This is a genomic window from Serratia sp. JKS000199, from assembly GCF_900215455.1.
GTDB classification, from domain to species: domain Bacteria; phylum Pseudomonadota; class Gammaproteobacteria; order Enterobacterales; family Enterobacteriaceae; genus Serratia; species Serratia ureilytica.
Window position 1 is genome coordinate 5,040,214 of sequence record NZ_LT907843.1, and the last position, 15,049, is coordinate 5,055,262.

Consider the following 15,049-nt stretch of genomic DNA (forward strand, 5'->3'; position numbering starts at 1 on the left):
AGGCGCCGCATGCGGCGCCTTGGGGATTACTTGGCGATCTTTTTGTACTTGATGCGGTGCGGCTCGAGCGCATCGGCGCCCAGCGTACGCTTCTTGTACTCTTCGTACTCGGTGAAGTTGCCTTCGAAGAATTCCACCTTGCCCTCGTCCTGGTAGTCCAGGATGTGGGTGGCGATACGGTCGAGGAACCAACGGTCGTGCGAGATCACCATGGCGCAGCCTGGGAATTCCAGCAGGGCGTTTTCCAGCGCGCGCAGGGTTTCGATATCCAGGTCGTTGGTCGGTTCATCGAGCAGCAGCACGTTGCCGCCAACCTGCAGCAGCTTGGCCAGGTGCAGACGGCCACGCTCACCGCCGGACAGCTCGCCTACGCGTTTGCCCTGATCGACGCCCTTGAAGTTGAAGCGGCCGACATAGGCGCGGCTCGGCATCTCGGTGTTGCCGATGCGCATGATGTCCTGCCCGCCGGAGACTTCTTCCCACACGGTTTTCGAACCGTCCATGCTGTCGCGGAACTGATCGACGGACGCCAGCTTGACGGTATCGCCCAGCACGATGCTGCCGGAATCAGGTTGCTCCTGACCGGACATCATGCGGAACAGCGTGGATTTACCCGCGCCGTTCGGGCCGATGATGCCGACGATCGCCCCTTTCGGCACCGAGAACGACAGGTCGTCGATCAGTAGGCGGTCGCCGTAAGACTTGCGCAGGTTGCTGACTTCGACCACTTTATCGCCCAGGCGCGCGCCAGGTGGAATGAACAGTTCGTTGGTTTCGTTACGTTTTTGGTATTCGGTGTTGTTCAGCTCTTCAAAGCGGGCCAGACGGGCCTTGCCTTTGGACTGGCGGCCTTTGGCGCCCTGGCGCACCCACTCCAGCTCTTTCTCGATCGACTTGCGACGAGCGGCTTCGGCGGACGCTTCCTGCGCCAGACGCGCGTCTTTCTGCTCCAGCCAGGACGAGTAGTTGCCTTCCCACGGAATGCCTTCGCCGCGGTCCAGTTCAAGGATCCAGCCGGCCACGTTATCCAGGAAGTAGCGGTCGTGGGTGATCGCCACGACGGTGCCTTCGAAGTCGTGCAGGAAGCGTTCCAGCCAGGCCACGGACTCGGCGTCCAGGTGGTTGGTCGGTTCGTCCAGCAGCAGCATGTCCGGCTTTTCGAGCAGCAGGCGGCACAGCGCGACGCGGCGGCGTTCACCCCCGGACAGATGGGCGATTTTGGCGTCCCAGTCCGGCAGGCGCAGCGCATCGGCAGCGCGTTCCAGCTGCGCGTTGAGGTTGTGACCGTCGTGCGCCTGAATGATCTCTTCCAGGCGGCCCTGTTCGGCGGCCAGCTTGTCGAAGTCTGCGCCTTCTTCCGCGTACAGCGCGTACACTTCGTCCAGGCGTTTCAGCGCGCCGACCACTTCCGCCAGCGCTTCTTCCACCGACTCACGCACGGTGTGTTCGAGGTTAAGCTGCGGCTCCTGCGGCAGATAACCGATCTTGATGCCCGGCTGCGGGCGCGCTTCCCCTTCGATATCGGTATCGATGCCGGCCATGATGCGCAGCAGGGTGGACTTACCGGCGCCGTTCAGGCCCAGTACGCCGATTTTTGCCCCAGGGAAGAAGCTCAGGGAGATGTTTTTCAAAATATGACGCTTCGGCGGTACCACTTTGCCGACGCGGTGCATGGTATAGACGTATTGAGCCACGTTGCTCTAAGCCTCTCTATATCAGTATTTATAGGATGTCTGGCGGCATGAGTGTAGCCCGTTTCGATCTTGGATCCCAGACATCGCTCAGCGATCGCTAAGTATAACCGTTTATGCGCCGATAAAGGCGCATATTGGTGGCTTATGGCGTGACGACGATCGCGACGCGGCGGTTTTCCGCGCGGCCGCTGGAGGTGCGGTTGTCGGCGACGGGATCGCGCTTGCCCATGCCGCGGGTTTCGATGTTGGCGCGCGGAATACCGACGCTGGCCAGCAGATCGGCGACCGCATCGGCGCGGCGCAGGGAGAGCTGATCGTTATAGCTGTCTTCGCCGTAGTTGTCGGTATGGCCGTCCAGACGGAACTTGGTGATACCGACGCTCAGCAGCGCGCGGCCCATCTTCTGCACCGTCTCGGTGCTTTCCGGGTTCAGCTTGCCGATGTTGTTGCCGAACAGCACTTTATCCGACAGGCCGAATTCCCAACCGTTGTCGGTCAGTTTGAAGCCCTGCGATTGCAGCAGCGCAACCTGCTCGGGCGTCAGGCCTTGCGGCTTGCTCTGGCAACCGGCGAGCGCCAGCAGGGCGACGAACGCCATCGTCAGCAGTGAAAAACGACCTTTAAACAGTTGCTGTATCATAGTCAAAATCCCTAGTTCAAGTGTTATAGCCGGGGCTCTTATTTATGTATAGCCAGCCGCCAGCCTCCGTTATAACGATGCTTTGCCTGATACATCGCATCGTCAGCTTCGTGCAAAAGACCCTGAGGCGTCGACGCGTGATCAGGGTACAGCGCAATGCCGATACTCAGAGAGGTAATGATTGTCTCGTCGTTCGGTAAAATAACCGGTTGCGTCATGCAATCGATGATGTTGTCGGCGATCTGCAAGACATCTTCCGTGCTGTGCACCGGCGCCAGCAGCACGGCGAATTCATCTCCTCCCAGGCGTGCGACCAGATCGGTTTCGCGCAGCTGCGCGCGAATGCGTCCGGCAATGGTGGTCAGCACCGCATCGCCCGCGGCGTGACCGTAACTGTCGTTCACTTCCTTGAAGCGATCGCCGTCGATAAACAGCACCGCCAATTTCGCCGGCGGCGCGATATCGCCCAGGGCGCGGCTCAGCCGGCCTTCGAAGAAGGCGCGGTTCGGCAAGCCGGTCAGGCTGTCGTGCGTCGCCCGGTGGGCCAGCGAGTCGTTTTCCTGCTTCAGATGGGCCTGCCAGGCCTCCAGTTCATCGAGCAAGCCATTGAAATCATTGCTGAGCTCATGCAGCTCGGCGATCGGCGCCGAGGGCACCCGCAGGCCGAAGGTGCGATCTCGCCGCACCGCATGCGCCACGTTGGCGATGTCGTCCAACGAACTGACGATGCCGACCAGCATGCGGCGCGACAACACCAGGGCGCACAGGGTACTGAGCACCATGCAGGCGATCATGCCGACCAGCCCGCGCAACAGGAAACGCAACAGGCTGCCGCCGTTGCCGCTCAGCCAGACCTGGCCGACCTGTTTGCCCTCGTGGGAGATAGGCAGGATGACCGGCTCGGGCAGCGCCCAGTGGGCGATAACCTGCTCCATGCCGTGCAGCGGGCCATCTTTGGGACGATGCCAACTGACCAGCACGTCACCGGCGTTGTTCAGAATTTTGGCCTCCGACACCTCTTCTTTGGCGGCGATCAGCACCATCGCCTCGCGAATGTAGGGGCGATCGCCAAACACCACTGCCGCTTCAACCGTATAGCTGATGGAGCGCGCGATCAGGTGCAGGTTGTGGTTGGCATAGGCGCGCAGCGCGAACAGCGCCACCAGCGTCAGAAAGATGCCGGCGGTGCCGACGGCGATCAACGCCAGCCCAAGATGCACCCGCTGCAGCACTCGGCCCAACGTCGGGCGCGCATTGCCGGAACGGTTTCTACGCAATAGCCTCATAGCGGCGGCGCCTGTTTGCGCGCCAGCTGCAGCACGTTGGGGTGAACGCGCACGCCGCTGCGCGCCAGGGCGTCCAGGTTGACCTTGAAGCCGGCCTGGTCGCCGTTGATCTGCAGGCAAAATGCGCTGCCGGCGGAGCATTCGCTATCGTTCTCGCTGATGCTGAGAATGGAGTTGCCGGAAATGCGCTGCATGAAATTTTGTCTCTGCGCGGCGTTGATGTTCCCTAAATAGATGACATCGCAGCCGGTACTCAGCGTCGGGCTGTCGAACGGCACGCGTTCGGTTTTAATCGGACGCGGCGCGCTGAGCAGGATCGGATCGAACAGCCCCTCGGCATACTGGGTGGGTGCGGTCACGCACAACCGGATCGGATTGGGTTCACGTGACCAGCGGGCGTAGCTGATGATGCCTACCACCACGGTCGTCACGGCGTGCGTGCGCTGTTGATAGGGATCATCGGCGGCGCGCGCAGGCCCGGGCAACGTCAGCAGCGCCAACAAAACGATCAGCAACAGGCGGCCGATATTCAGGCGTGCGGCAAGGAAGCCCGGCACGGGGCTTTTTGCGCAACGCATCGTTATCGCGGTATTACTCGCCATCTTCACCCGCCATTCCGGCCTGATCCACCGCCCGCAGGCCGTGGCCCGACAAGTAAAAATCCGGCCCGCTTGAAGGGACAATCGTTTTGCTGAAAGCTGTCAGTCGCACTGCCTAATGAACACTATCTACCCATAATTGGCGCGGATTGTATTATAAGATGTCTTCGTTGGGCGCTTTATGTGCTGTTTTCTCGGAATTATCCTACTTATTTTTGATAGTATAAAAATGCCCTCTCGGGTTTGCCACCGCTTTTCTGCAAAGTTGGCGCGTTTGGCCAGCTGTCAGGCGATTTGCGCAACGTCGGCGTTATCTCTTAAATGCAATAATGTGATAACTAATAATTAGAAAGTATTTTACTTTTCCAATAAATGCCGTTGCGGCTAATAAAAATCCGGCCGGCGATAATATCCCGCCGCCCTGATTTGTCAGCCAAAGTAAACGTTTTTTACCTGGCTCCGATCATGGCGATACACTTCTTCTTCTACAGTATTGAATGGATGAGCGATTGCGCTGTCTATGGTAGATATCTGCGTCCGGGCCGTGCGCCCGGTTTTATTTTGTTCTGCGGCGCCGTGGCGCGGCGGTTACCGGGGAGCTGGGCGGCTCCCGCGGCACAATCAGTGAGGAAAGAGCGAGGATGGTCAAGGTGGACAAGCGACGGCTGTTGGCGATGGGGCTGTGCCTGACGGCGTTTTCCGGCGCGGCGCTGGCGGATTCTCTGGATGCGCAACGTCAGCGCTACCAGCAGATCAAGCAGGCGTGGGACGGCAATCAGATGGACGTGGTGGCGCAGCTGATGCCGACGCTGCGCGATTACCCGCTTTATCCTTATCTGGAATACCGCGAGCTGACTCAGGATCTGAGTCAGGCGGGGTTCTCCGAAGTGAACGACTTTATCAAACGCAACCCGACGCTGCCGCCGGCGAAATCGCTGGCGCCGCGCTTCGTCAATGAACTGGCGCGGCGCGAAGATTGGCGCACCCTGCTGGCCTTCAGCCCACAGCCGCCCAAACCGGTGGCGGCGCGCTGCAACTATTACTACGCCAAATGGGCTACCGGCGACCAGCAGGCGGCCTGGAGCGGCGCCGACGAGCTGTGGCTGAACGGCAAAACGCTGCCGAGCGCCTGCGATCGGCTGTTCAGCGTCTGGCGCGGCGCAGGCAAGCAAACGCCGCTCGATATTCTGGCGCGCATGAAGCTGGCGCTGAAAGAGGGCAACAGCTCGCTGGTCAGCAACCTCTACAGCCAACTGCCGGCCGACTATCAAACCATGGGCAACGCTCTGGTGCGCTTGCAAAACGATCCGACCACCGTGGAAGCCTTCGCCCGCAGCGTAGGGCCGACCGACTTTACCCGTGCCGCCACCGGCATCGCCTTTGAGCGCCTGGCGCGGCAGGATGTGGAAAACGCGCGGGCGATGATCCCGACGCTCGCGCGGCTGCAGAAAATGAGCGACGAGGAGCGGCTGGGGCTGGAAGAGGCGGTGGCCTGGCGCCTGATGGGCAGCGACGCTACCTATGAACAGGCGCAGTGGCGCGATCAGGTGATTCTGCGCAGCCGTTCGCCTTCGCTGCTGGAGCGTCGGGTGCGCATGGCGCTGGGCAACGGCGATCGGCAGGGCGTCGCGACCTGGCTGGCTCGCTTGCCGGAAGAGTCGCGCAACAAGGATGAGTGGCGCTACTGGCGCGCCAGTCAGCTGATGGACGAAGGCAAACGCGCCGAAGGCGAGGAGATGTTGCGCAACCTGATGACCGAACGCGGCTTCTATCCGATGGTGGCGGCGCAGAAGCTGAACGCAACCTATCCGGTGATGGTGGCGGTGGCGGCCAAGCCGCGCGCGTCGCTGACCGACGGGCCGGAAGTGGCCCGAGTGCGCGAGCTGATGTACTGGAATATGGACAACCTGGCCCGCAGCGAGTGGGGTTCCTATGTCGCCAGCCGCAGCCGGCCTGAACAAGAGGCGCTGGCGCGTTACGCCTTTGAGCAAAAATGGGCCGATCTGAGCGTGCAGGCGACCATCGTCGGCAAGCTGTGGGATCATCTGGAAGAGCGTTTCCCGGTCGCCTGGCCGCAGGAGTTCCGCCGCGCCACCGATGACAAGGGGATCACCAGCAGCTATGCGATGGCGATCGCGCGTCAGGAGAGCGCCTGGAATCCGAAGGCGCAGTCGCCGGTCGGCGCCTCCGGCCTGATGCAGGTCATGCCGCGCACCGCGCAGCATACGGTGCAGATGTACAATATTCCCGGCTATGTCGGGCCGAGCCAATTGTTCGATCCGCAGACCAACATCACCATTGGCACCAGCTATCTGGAGTCGGTCTATCAGCAGTTCGGCCGCAACCGCATTCTGTCGAGCGCCGCTTATAACGCCGGCCCGTCGCGAGTGAACACCTGGCTGGGCAACAGCGCGGGGCGGATCGATCCGGTAGCGTTCATCGAAAGCATTCCGTTCTCGGAAACCCGCGGCTACGTCAAGAACGTGCTGGCTTACGATGCGTTTTACCGCTATCTGACGCACCGGCCAGCCAAGGTGCTGACCGACGCCGAGTGGCAGAGACGTTATTGATTTTGACGGCCCTATGGTATGCTGCTGTACTAGTTAAATAGTATGGTGGCTGCCATGACGCAATTATCGTTAAACGACCCCGCTCTTTCAGAACAAGGCAATGAGGATTGGCTGCGCTTCGTCGCGCTGCTGCAGAATTCGTTTGCGCAAGAACTGCATCAACCGCTGTTGCAATTGATGCTGACGCCGGACGAGCGCACCGCGCTGGGCACCCGGGTGCGGATCATTCAGGAACTGATGCGCGGCGAGATGAGCCAGCGCGAGCTGAAAAATGAACTGGGCGCGGGGATCGCCACCATCACCCGCGGTTCTAACAGCCTGAAAGCGGCTTCACCCGCGCTGAAACAGTGGCTTGAGCAGCAGTTGCTGCACGACGCGCCCTAGCAGACTCTGCGTTATTGCTGATAGATGGCGTTGTGAAACGGCACCAGCGCCAGCAGCAGCGCCTGATGATAAACGCTGGTGCGGCTCAGCCGGCCGTCGGTGAAGACGCCGATGGCGCCGCCCTGGCGCTTCACCTCGGCGTTGCCGGTGATCGTCGCCATTTCGCTGCCCAATTCGCGGCCTTCGCGAATACCTTGTAAGATGACTTCCGGCAGCATCAGGCTCGCCGAGCGGGATTCGCCGCGGATGGACGGGTTCTCGATGGTCATCCAGGCGAAGGTCATATTCTCCTCAATCCCGGCTTCCACGCCGACCCAAAAATCGGCCTCGGGCCTGACCTGGCGCGCTTCCATCACGCGTTGACGCGCACCGGTGCGCGTTTCGTGATTGCCTATCGGCTGCAGCGAAACGCCGCTGGCGACGTCGACGGGTTCAATGCGGTATTGGCCTGCGCCGAAGACGTCATCGAAGGCCAATTGAATAGCCTTGATCTTTGCCGGGTTGGTAGTTGCAGCGACAACATGGTACATAACGGGTTTGATATCCTTCTGGCCGATACGCCGGGCAGCGGCAAAAGCGCCGCCGGGCCGGGGATAAACGCAAATTTCACGCAGTATAACGGAAAACAAAAATGTTACAGGTATACCTCGTTCGCCACGGCGAAACGGAATGGAACGCGGCTCGCCGCATCCAGGGTCAGTCCGACAGCCCGTTAACCGCCATGGGGGAACACCAGGCCCGTCTGGTCGCCAGGCGCGTCAGCAAAGAAGGCATTACGCATATCATTACCAGCGACCTGGGGCGCACGCGCCGCACCGCGCAGATCATCGCCGAAGCCTGTGGCTGCGAAGTGATTGGCGATCCGCGTTTGCGTGAGCTGCACATGGGGGTTCTGGAAGAACGCCTGATCGACAGTTTGACGCCGCAGGAAGAACAGTGGCGCAAACAGATGGTCGATGGTACTCCTGACGGCCGTATCCCTCAAGGCGAATCCATGGAGGAGCTGGGCGAGCGCATGCGCGCTGCGCTGGAGAGCTGCCTGATGCTGCCGGAGGGCAGCAAGCCGCTGCTCGTCAGCCATGGCATCGCGTTGGGGTGTTTGATCAGTACGGTGCTCGGGCTGCCGGCCTATGCGGAACGTCGCCTGCGCTTGCGCAACTGCTCACTGTCGCGCGTCGATCACCAGCAGAGCCCGTGGCTGGCTTCCGGCTGGATCGTCGAAACGGCGGGCGATGTCACGCATCTGGACATGCCCGCGTTGGACGAACTGCAGCGTTAACGTCGAATCGGGATCAGGTAATCGCACTTGATCTCGGTAGGCGCCTGATGCGGACGGCGCTCGCCTTTCGGGTAGAAGCGCTCGATGTCGTGCCCTTTGCGGCGCGTCAGTTTGAGCTCCGGCAGGCAAGTGCCGTAGACCGTCAGGATAAAGTCCTGCAGGCCTCCGATGGGCCCTTCATAGCTGAACATTGCAAATTCGCCGCCCGGCAGCACCAGCGGTTGAACTTCCTGCACTTTATCAGGCACCTGATCCGGCTCCAGCGCCGTGGTGTACAGCACTTCCTGTTCGTCGTCCTTCTCCTGGCTCGGACGCGAGTGGTGCAACCCGTACAGCACCGGCGGCAAGGTTTCGACTTCGCCGAGGAACTGGCGCCAGAACTGCGAGCGCAGCTCGGTGCGCACGGTGGTGATCTGTTCCAGCGTGCAGGAGTAGCTTTGGGTCAGGCCGACCAGATGCTTATCCGGCAACGAGAGGAACTCGGGCTGCGGCAGAGTGAAGGCCCCCAGACGGATCGGCGGGCAGATGCCGAACGCGTTCCAGTCTTCGGCGCGGCGGTACAGCGCCGGCGTTTGCGCAAACTGTTTCTTGAAGGCGCGCGTGAAGGTCTGCTGCGAGTCGAAGCGATATTGCAGAGCGATATCCAAAATCGGCCGGCTGGTCAGGCGCAGCGCGACGGCGGCCTTGGACAGCCTTCTTGCCCGGATGTAAGCACCGATGGCATTACCGGTAATATCTTTGAACATCCGTTGCAGGTGCCATTTGGAGTAGCCAGCCTTGGCCGCCACGTTATCCAGCGACAAGGGTTGGTCCAAATGGCTTTCCAGCCAGCTAAGCAGATCACGAATGATACCGGCTTGATCCATAGAACTTCCTCGTAAAGCTTGGGGGTAGGAACCCGAACTGTTGATTCGTCACGCTGGTGCTGCGCTATCAGACCGATCCATGAGCCATTATGGGTTGCACTCTTTGCCTCTGCTGCGCATGCCGCGCCAGAGTTGGATTGGGGTACACCGTAGTGGGCGCAAAGAAATAACGACGCCGCATCATAGCAATTTTTTTCCTCCGCGACTCTCAAAGATTTTTGTCACGCTCTGTGCTAAAACGGACGGTGCGGACCCGTAAAAACCCAATTCCGTGAGCTTAGACATAAATAATGGTGATCGCCGAGCCCATTTTCGCGGCAAGGTTATATCGGAGTTAAGTAAATGAAAAAAAGCTGGATATTTTTATTCGGTTTGGTTTGCGCAACCGTGGGAAGCGCACAGGCGGAGCAAGTGGGTTCCGTTGATACGGTGTTTAAATTGTTGGGGCCGGACCACAAAATCGTGGTCGAAGCGTTCGACGATCCGGATGTTAAAAATGTAACTTGTTATATCAGCCGCGCCAAAACCGGCGGCATCAAAGGCGGGCTGGGCCTGGCGGAAGATACCGCCGACGCGGCCATTTCCTGCCAGCAGGTCGGGCCTATCGAGCTGAGTGACAAGATCAAAAACGGCAAGGCGGAAGGCGATGTGGTGTTCCAGAAACGCACGTCGCTGGTGTTCAAGAAGCTGCAGGTGGTGCGCTTCTACGACGCCAAACGCAATTCGCTGATCTACCTGAGCTACTCCGACAAGGTGATCGACGGCTCGCCGAAGAATGCGCTGAGCGCGGTGCCGATCATGCCGTGGGCTGAGGCAAAATAAAAAAACGGGGTTCAGCATGCTGAACCCCGTTTTCATGACGGCAGGCTGGAATTACTCTTCCAGATCGCCGCAGAAGCGGTAGCCTTCGCCGTGGATGGTGGCGATGATTTCTGGCGTGTCCGGCGTCGATTCGAAGTGCTTGCGAATGCGACGGATGGTGACGTCCACGGTGCGGTCATGCGGTTTCAGCTCGCGGCCGGTCATCTTCTTCAGCAGTTCGCCGCGGGACTGGATCTTGCCCGGGTTTTCGCAGAAGTGCAGCATGGCGCGGAATTCGCTGCGCGGCAGCTTGTACTGTTCGCCGGCCGGGCTGATCAAAGAGCGGCTGTTGATGTCCAGCTCCCACCCGTTGAACTTGTAGCTCTCGACCAGGCGGCGCTCTTCGCCGAGGCTGCCCAGATTCATGGTGCGCGACAGCAGGTTGCGCGCGCGGATGGTCAGCTCACGCGGGTTGAACGGTTTGGTGATGTAATCGTCGGCGCCGATTTCCAGGCCGAGGATTTTATCCACCTCGTTATCGCGGCCGGTCAGGAACATCAAGGCGACGCTGGCCTGTTCACGCAGTTCGCGCGCCAACAGCAGGCCGTTTTTGCCTGGCAGATTGATGTCCATGATGACCAGATTGATATCATTTTCAGACAGGATATTGTGCATCTCTGCACCATCATTGGCTTCATGAACAATGTAGCCTTCCGCCTCGAAAATGCTCTTCAGGGTGTTACGAGTGACTAACTCGTCTTCGACAATCAGAATGTGCGGGGTCTGCATATTTGCTACCTAAAATTGCCAACAAAATAGAAAATAGGAAGTACAGAAGTCTCTGTTTTCTTAGAGGAGGGCAGAGATAGCGCCACGTTCCCTCTCAGCAAATGACTAAAGTACGTAAACTCGTTCTTGATGCACTTTCCATCTCATGTCAACAAGATCGCTAGCCTGGTGGGGATGCCGTTCCCTACAACCCCTTGGGTGCCAAAACGGCGCATATCCTAACCCCATTAACAGCAATATAACAGCGCGTGCCGAATTCATCACCCAACAAAACTACGCTTTGTTGACATATATCAAATTCAATTGTAGCACGTTAACAGATTTGTGAAAAACACTTACAGAAATGCCAGTTTAAGTCACAGAACCTCAAATTCTGTGAACGATTCAGCATTATCCGGCCCGATAGGATACAATTATTCGCTTATTGATCATTGCGTTGTTTTAACTCATTGATAAATAAATGCAGTAAAACATAAGCATGAATAATGACTATTACGACAGGTTTATTAGCTCAACGAGCCGTTTAATCTTGTTTGTTGCTATTAACGCGTTTATTGTTACGCAATTGTAAATACATGCGGGCGCTGCGCTATCGTCAAAAACGCAGGCCCGCCTTCGGTGGAAGAGTGATGCAGCTTCATATTGTTCTAGTGGCTCCGGCGCGGCCGGAAAACGTCGGCGCGGCGGCGCGCGCGATGAAAACCATGGGTTTCGCTTCGTTGCGCATCGTCGACAGCGAGGCGCATCTGCAGCCGGCGGCGCGCTGGGTGGCACATGGGGCCGGCGAGATCCTCGACGGCGTGCAAACGTTCGCCACGCTGGAACAGGCGCTGGCGGATGTGGATTTCACCGTCGCCACCACCGCCCGCAGTCGCGCGCGTTTTCACTACTACTGCACGCCGCCTGAGCTGCTGGAACAGCTGAGTGAGCGTAAGCAGTGGGTCGGCCAGGCCGCGCTGGTATTCGGCCGCGAAGATTCCGGCCTGACCAACGAAGAGCTGGCGCTGGCGGATTTGCTGACCGGCGTGCCGATGCAGGCGGACTATCCGTCGCTCAACCTGGGCCAGGCGGTGATGGTGTACTGCTACCAGTTGGCGAGCCTGATGGGCGTCAACGCCGCGCCGCAGGAGGCTGCGGCGCCTGAAGGGCAACTCAGGGCGTTGCGCCGCCGCGCCGATGCTTTGTTGGATGCCCTGGAGGTCGGCGATGACCAAAAATTGCGCGACTGGCTGCACCAGCGCCTCGGTGCGTTGCCGCAGCGAGATACGGCGATGCTGCATACGCTGCTGCACGACATCGAAAAAAAACTCGCCAAGTGATAGCGGCTCCAGCAGGCGGTTACTCAGTGTGATCCACTATTAAACCGGCTTTAGGTTGTTTTTTTGTTCTGTCATTTCGCTTTTTACCTGTTGCATCGCGCATTACCGCCGCTGAACGGAAAATAAGCAAAAAAAAGAAATCGTTTGACTTGGGATAGCGATTGCTTTAACCAATAGAGGGGACAGAGTATTTCATGAGACAGACAGACAACATGCGCAATATCAGCCTGACTACCACAATTATTACCACCACCGATACCACAGGTAACGGGGCGGGCTGACGCGCACAGGAAACACAGAAAAAAGCCCGCACCTAATCAGTGCGGGCTTTTTTTTCGGCTTAAATTCGGAGAGATCACAAATGCGAGTGCTGAAATTTGGCGGAACCTCGGTAGCGAATGCGGAACGTTTTCTGCGCGTCGCCGACATCATGGAGAGTAACGCGCGTCAGGGACAGGTAGCCACGGTCTTGTCCGCCCCCGCAAAGATCACCAACCATCTGGTGGCGATGATCGACAAAACGGTGGCGGGCCAGGACATTCTGCCGAATATGAGCGACGCCGAGCGGATCTTTGCCGACCTGCTGAGCGGGCTGGCGCAGGCGCTGCCGGGCTTTGAATACGATCGTTTGAAAGGCGTGGTCGATCAGGAATTCGCGCAGCTCAAACAGGTGCTGCATGGCGTCTCGCTGCTGGGGCAGTGCCCGGACAGCGTGAACGCGGCGATCATCTGCCGTGGCGAAAAGCTCTCCATCGCCATCATGGAAGGGGTGTTCCGCGCCAAGGGTTATCCGGTCACGGTGATCAACCCGGTGGAGAAACTGCTGGCGCAGGGCCACTACCTGGAGTCCACCGTGGACATCGCCGAGTCTACGCTGCGCATCGCCGCCGCGGCGATCCCGGCCGATCACATCGTGCTGATGGCCGGTTTCACCGCCGGTAATGACAAGGGCGAGCTGGTGGTGCTGGGCCGCAACGGTTCCGACTATTCCGCCGCGGTGCTGGCCGCCTGCCTGCGCGCCGACTGTTGCGAGATCTGGACCGACGTCGACGGCGTTTATACCTGCGATCCGCGCACCGTGCCGGACGCCAGGTTACTGAAATCGATGTCGTATCAGGAAGCGATGGAGCTTTCCTATTTCGGCGCCAAAGTGCTACATCCCCGCACCATCACTCCGATTGCTCAGTTCCAAATCCCTTGCCTGATTAAAAACACCTCCAACCCGCAGGCCCCCGGCACGCTGATCGGCAAAGACAGCACCGATGCCGATATGCCGGTGAAGGGCATCACCAACCTGAACAACATGGCGATGATCAACGTCTCCGGCCCGGGCATGAAAGGCATGGTCGGCATGGCCGCACGGGTCTTCGCCGTGATGTCGCGCGCCGGCATTTCGGTGGTGCTGATCACCCAATCCTCTTCCGAATACAGCATCAGCTTCTGCGTGCCGCAGGGTGAACTGCAGCGCGCTCGTCGCGCGCTGGAAGAGGAGTTCTATCTGGAGCTGAAAGACGGCGTGCTGGATCCGCTGGACGTGATGGAACGCCTGGCGATCATCTCGGTGGTCGGCGACGGCATGCGCACCCTGCGCGGCATTTCCGCACGCTTCTTCTCCGCGCTGGCGCGCGCCAACATCAATATCGTCGCCATCGCCCAAGGGTCTTCCGAACGTTCCATTTCGGTGGTGGTCAGCAATGATTCCGCCACCACCGGCGTGCGCGTCAGCCACCAGATGCTGTTCAACACCGATCAGGTGATCGAAGTGTTCGTCATCGGCGTCGGCGGCGTCGGCGGGGCGTTGATCGAGCAGATCTATCGCCAGCAGCCGTGGCTGAAGCAAAAACATATCGATCTGCGGGTGTGCGGCATCGCCAACTCGCGCGTGATGCTGACCAATGTGCACGGCATCGCGCTGGACAGCTGGCGCGACGCGCTGGCCGGCGCGCAGGAGCCGTTCAATCTCGGTCGTCTGATCCGGCTGGTGAAGGAATATCACCTGCTGAACCCGGTGATCGTCGACTGTACCTCCAGCCAGGCGGTGGCCGATCAGTACGTGGACTTCCTGGCGGACGGCTTCCATGTGGTGACGCCGAACAAAAAGGCCAACACCTCGTCGATGAACTATTATCAGCAGCTGCGCGCGGCCGCCGCCGGTTCGCACCGCAAGTTCCTGTACGACACCAACGTCGGCGCCGGTCTGCCGGTGATTGAGAACCTGCAAAACCTGCTGAACGCCGGCGATGAACTGGTGCGTTTCTCCGGCATCCTGTCCGGCTCGCTGTCCTTTATCTTCGGCAAGCTGGACGAAGGGCTGTCGCTGTCGGCGGCGACCCTGCAGGCCCGGGCCAACGGCTACACCGAGCCGGATCCGCGCGACGATCTGTCCGGGATGGATGTGGCGCGTAAGCTGCTGATCCTGGCGCGCGAGGCCGGTTATAAACTGGAACTGAGCGATATCGAGGTCGAGCCGGTGCTGCCGCCGTCCTTTGACGCGTCGGGCGACGTGGACACCTTCCTGGCGCGGTTGCCGGAGCTGGATAAAGAGTTCGCGCGCAACGTGGCCAACGCCGCCGAGCAAGGCAAGGTGCTGCGCTATGTCGGCCTGATCGACGAAGGGCGCTGCAAGGTGCGCATTGAGGCGGTGGACGGCAACGATCCGTTGTATAAAGTGAAGAACGGCGAGAACGCGCTGGCCTTCTACAGCCGCTACTATCAGCCGTTGCCGCTGGTGCTGCGCGGCTACGGCGCCGGTAACGATGTGACTGCAGCGGGCGTATTCGCCGATCTGCTGCGCACACTGTCATGGAAGTTGGGAGTTTAAT

The 15,049-nt window shown here is 59.6% G+C and carries 14 protein-coding genes and 1 other annotated feature; of the genes, 7 read left to right on the forward strand and 7 right to left on the reverse strand.

Annotation, left to right across the window (positions count from 1 at the left end):
- Positions 1 to 26: 26 nt before the first annotated feature.
- From ettA to CPH57_RS23890, 4 genes are all read right to left on the reverse strand, one after another.
- Complete coding sequence (ettA, locus tag CPH57_RS23875; RefSeq protein ID WP_025159620.1) at positions 27 to 1,694, reverse strand: energy-dependent translational throttle protein EttA; 1,668 nt, start codon at positions 1,692 to 1,694, stop codon at positions 27 to 29.
- Positions 1,695 to 1,836: 142 nt separating this feature from the next.
- Positions 1,837 to 2,334: an OmpA family protein gene (locus tag CPH57_RS23880; RefSeq protein ID WP_033641803.1), complete on the reverse strand. Its 498-nt coding sequence runs from the start codon at positions 2,332 to 2,334 to the stop codon at positions 1,837 to 1,839.
- A 38-nt stretch (positions 2,335 to 2,372) separates the two neighbouring features.
- Positions 2,373 to 3,620 (reverse strand): diguanylate cyclase domain-containing protein, encoded by a 1,248-nt coding sequence (locus CPH57_RS23885; RefSeq protein WP_033641804.1) that lies wholly within the window; start codon positions 3,618 to 3,620, stop codon positions 2,373 to 2,375.
- Entirely contained in the window at positions 3,617 to 4,228 is a 612-nt protein-coding gene (locus CPH57_RS23890; RefSeq protein ID WP_033651698.1) for a YfiR family protein, read from the reverse strand. Before CPH57_RS23890 ends, CPH57_RS23885 begins: the two co-directional genes overlap by 4 nt.
- A gap of 632 nt (positions 4,229 to 4,860) precedes the next feature.
- Between CPH57_RS23890 and sltY the strand changes: the two genes are divergently transcribed.
- Together sltY and trpR are read left to right on the forward strand one after the other, a co-directional pair.
- Entirely contained in the window at positions 4,861 to 6,789 is a 1,929-nt protein-coding gene (gene sltY / locus CPH57_RS23895; RefSeq protein ID WP_033641806.1) for a murein transglycosylase, read from the forward strand.
- Positions 6,790 to 6,843: 54 nt separating this feature from the next.
- Entirely contained in the window at positions 6,844 to 7,173 is a 330-nt protein-coding gene (trpR, locus tag CPH57_RS23900; protein WP_016929152.1) for a trp operon repressor, read from the forward strand.
- Positions 7,174 to 7,184: 11 nt separating this feature from the next.
- Here trpR and yjjX read toward each other — a convergent pair whose 3' ends face one another.
- Positions 7,185 to 7,703, reverse strand: coding sequence for an inosine/xanthosine triphosphatase (gene yjjX / locus CPH57_RS23905; protein ID WP_033641807.1), 519 nt, complete (start codon positions 7,701 to 7,703; stop codon positions 7,185 to 7,187).
- A gap of 101 nt (positions 7,704 to 7,804) precedes the next feature.
- On the opposite strand from yjjX, the gene gpmB reads away from it, so the two are divergent.
- The gene (gene gpmB, locus CPH57_RS23910) at positions 7,805 to 8,452 is read left to right on the forward strand and encodes a 2,3-diphosphoglycerate-dependent phosphoglycerate mutase GpmB (protein WP_025305227.1); all 648 of its coding nucleotides are present in this window, start codon (positions 7,805 to 7,807) and stop codon (positions 8,450 to 8,452) included.
- On the opposite strand, the gene robA is transcribed toward gpmB, so the two are convergent.
- Positions 8,449 to 9,318, reverse strand: a complete 870-nt coding sequence (robA, locus tag CPH57_RS23915; RefSeq protein WP_033641808.1) for an MDR efflux pump AcrAB transcriptional activator RobA — start codon at positions 9,316 to 9,318, stop codon at positions 8,449 to 8,451. The genes gpmB and robA overlap by 4 nt on opposite strands.
- A 342-nt stretch (positions 9,319 to 9,660) precedes the next feature.
- Here robA and creA point away from each other — a divergent pair, with 342 nt between their 5' ends.
- The gene (gene creA, locus CPH57_RS23920; RefSeq protein WP_033641809.1) at positions 9,661 to 10,140 is read left to right on the forward strand and encodes a protein CreA; all 480 of its coding nucleotides are present in this window, start codon (positions 9,661 to 9,663) and stop codon (positions 10,138 to 10,140) included.
- Between the two features lie 51 nt (positions 10,141 to 10,191).
- On the opposite strand, the gene arcA is transcribed toward creA, so the two are convergent.
- Positions 10,192 to 10,908, reverse strand: a complete 717-nt coding sequence (arcA, locus tag CPH57_RS23925) for a two-component system response regulator ArcA (protein ID WP_004933003.1) — start codon at positions 10,906 to 10,908, stop codon at positions 10,192 to 10,194.
- A 629-nt stretch (positions 10,909 to 11,537) separates the two neighbouring features.
- Here arcA and CPH57_RS23930 point away from each other — a divergent pair.
- The 3 genes from CPH57_RS23930 to thrA all read left to right on the forward strand — a co-directional run bounded on the left by CPH57_RS23930 (position 11,538) and on the right by thrA (position 15,048).
- Positions 11,538 to 12,227, forward strand: coding sequence for a tRNA/rRNA methyltransferase (locus CPH57_RS23930; protein ID WP_033641810.1), 690 nt, complete (start codon positions 11,538 to 11,540; stop codon positions 12,225 to 12,227).
- Between the two features lie 212 nt (positions 12,228 to 12,439).
- Positions 12,440 to 12,508 carry a thr operon leader peptide gene (gene thrL / locus CPH57_RS23935; RefSeq protein ID WP_099785730.1) on the forward strand — a complete coding sequence of 23 codons (69 nt, stop codon included), beginning with the start codon at positions 12,440 to 12,442 and terminating at the stop codon, positions 12,506 to 12,508.
- Positions 12,447 to 12,564: a sequence feature (Thr leader region), on the forward strand. (Overlaps the previous gene by 62 nt.)
- A 24-nt stretch (positions 12,565 to 12,588) precedes the next feature.
- The gene (thrA, locus tag CPH57_RS23940) at positions 12,589 to 15,048 is read left to right on the forward strand and encodes a bifunctional aspartate kinase/homoserine dehydrogenase I (RefSeq protein WP_033641811.1); all 2,460 of its coding nucleotides are present in this window, start codon (positions 12,589 to 12,591) and stop codon (positions 15,046 to 15,048) included.
- Position 15,049 lies beyond the last annotated feature (1 nt).

What these genes read in the sequence shown, in the direction of transcription:
- CPH57_RS23880 (WP_033641803.1), bottom strand. Translation starts at nt 2,334, where the DNA reads ATGATACAGCAACTGTTTAAAGGTCGTTTTTCACTGCTGACGATGGCG.
- CPH57_RS23885 (WP_033641804.1), bottom strand. Translation starts at nt 3,620, where the DNA reads ATGAGGCTATTGCGTAGAAACCGTTCCGGCAATGCGCGCCCGACGTTG.
- sltY (WP_033641806.1), top strand. Translation starts at nt 4,861, where the DNA reads ATGGTCAAGGTGGACAAGCGACGGCTGTTGGCGATGGGGCTGTGCCTG.
- trpR (WP_016929152.1), top strand. Translation starts at nt 6,844, where the DNA reads ATGACGCAATTATCGTTAAACGACCCCGCTCTTTCAGAACAAGGCAAT.
- yjjX (WP_033641807.1), bottom strand. Translation starts at nt 7,703, where the DNA reads ATGTACCATGTTGTCGCTGCAACTACCAACCCGGCAAAGATCAAGGCT.
- gpmB (WP_025305227.1), top strand. Translation starts at nt 7,805, where the DNA reads ATGTTACAGGTATACCTCGTTCGCCACGGCGAAACGGAATGGAACGCG.
- robA (WP_033641808.1), bottom strand. Translation starts at nt 9,318, where the DNA reads ATGGATCAAGCCGGTATCATTCGTGATCTGCTTAGCTGGCTGGAAAGC.
- creA (WP_033641809.1), top strand. Translation starts at nt 9,661, where the DNA reads ATGAAAAAAAGCTGGATATTTTTATTCGGTTTGGTTTGCGCAACCGTG.
- arcA (WP_004933003.1), bottom strand. Translation starts at nt 10,908, where the DNA reads ATGCAGACCCCGCACATTCTGATTGTCGAAGACGAGTTAGTCACTCGT.
- CPH57_RS23930 (WP_033641810.1), top strand. Translation starts at nt 11,538, where the DNA reads ATGCAGCTTCATATTGTTCTAGTGGCTCCGGCGCGGCCGGAAAACGTC.
- thrA (WP_033641811.1), top strand. Translation starts at nt 12,589, where the DNA reads ATGCGAGTGCTGAAATTTGGCGGAACCTCGGTAGCGAATGCGGAACGT.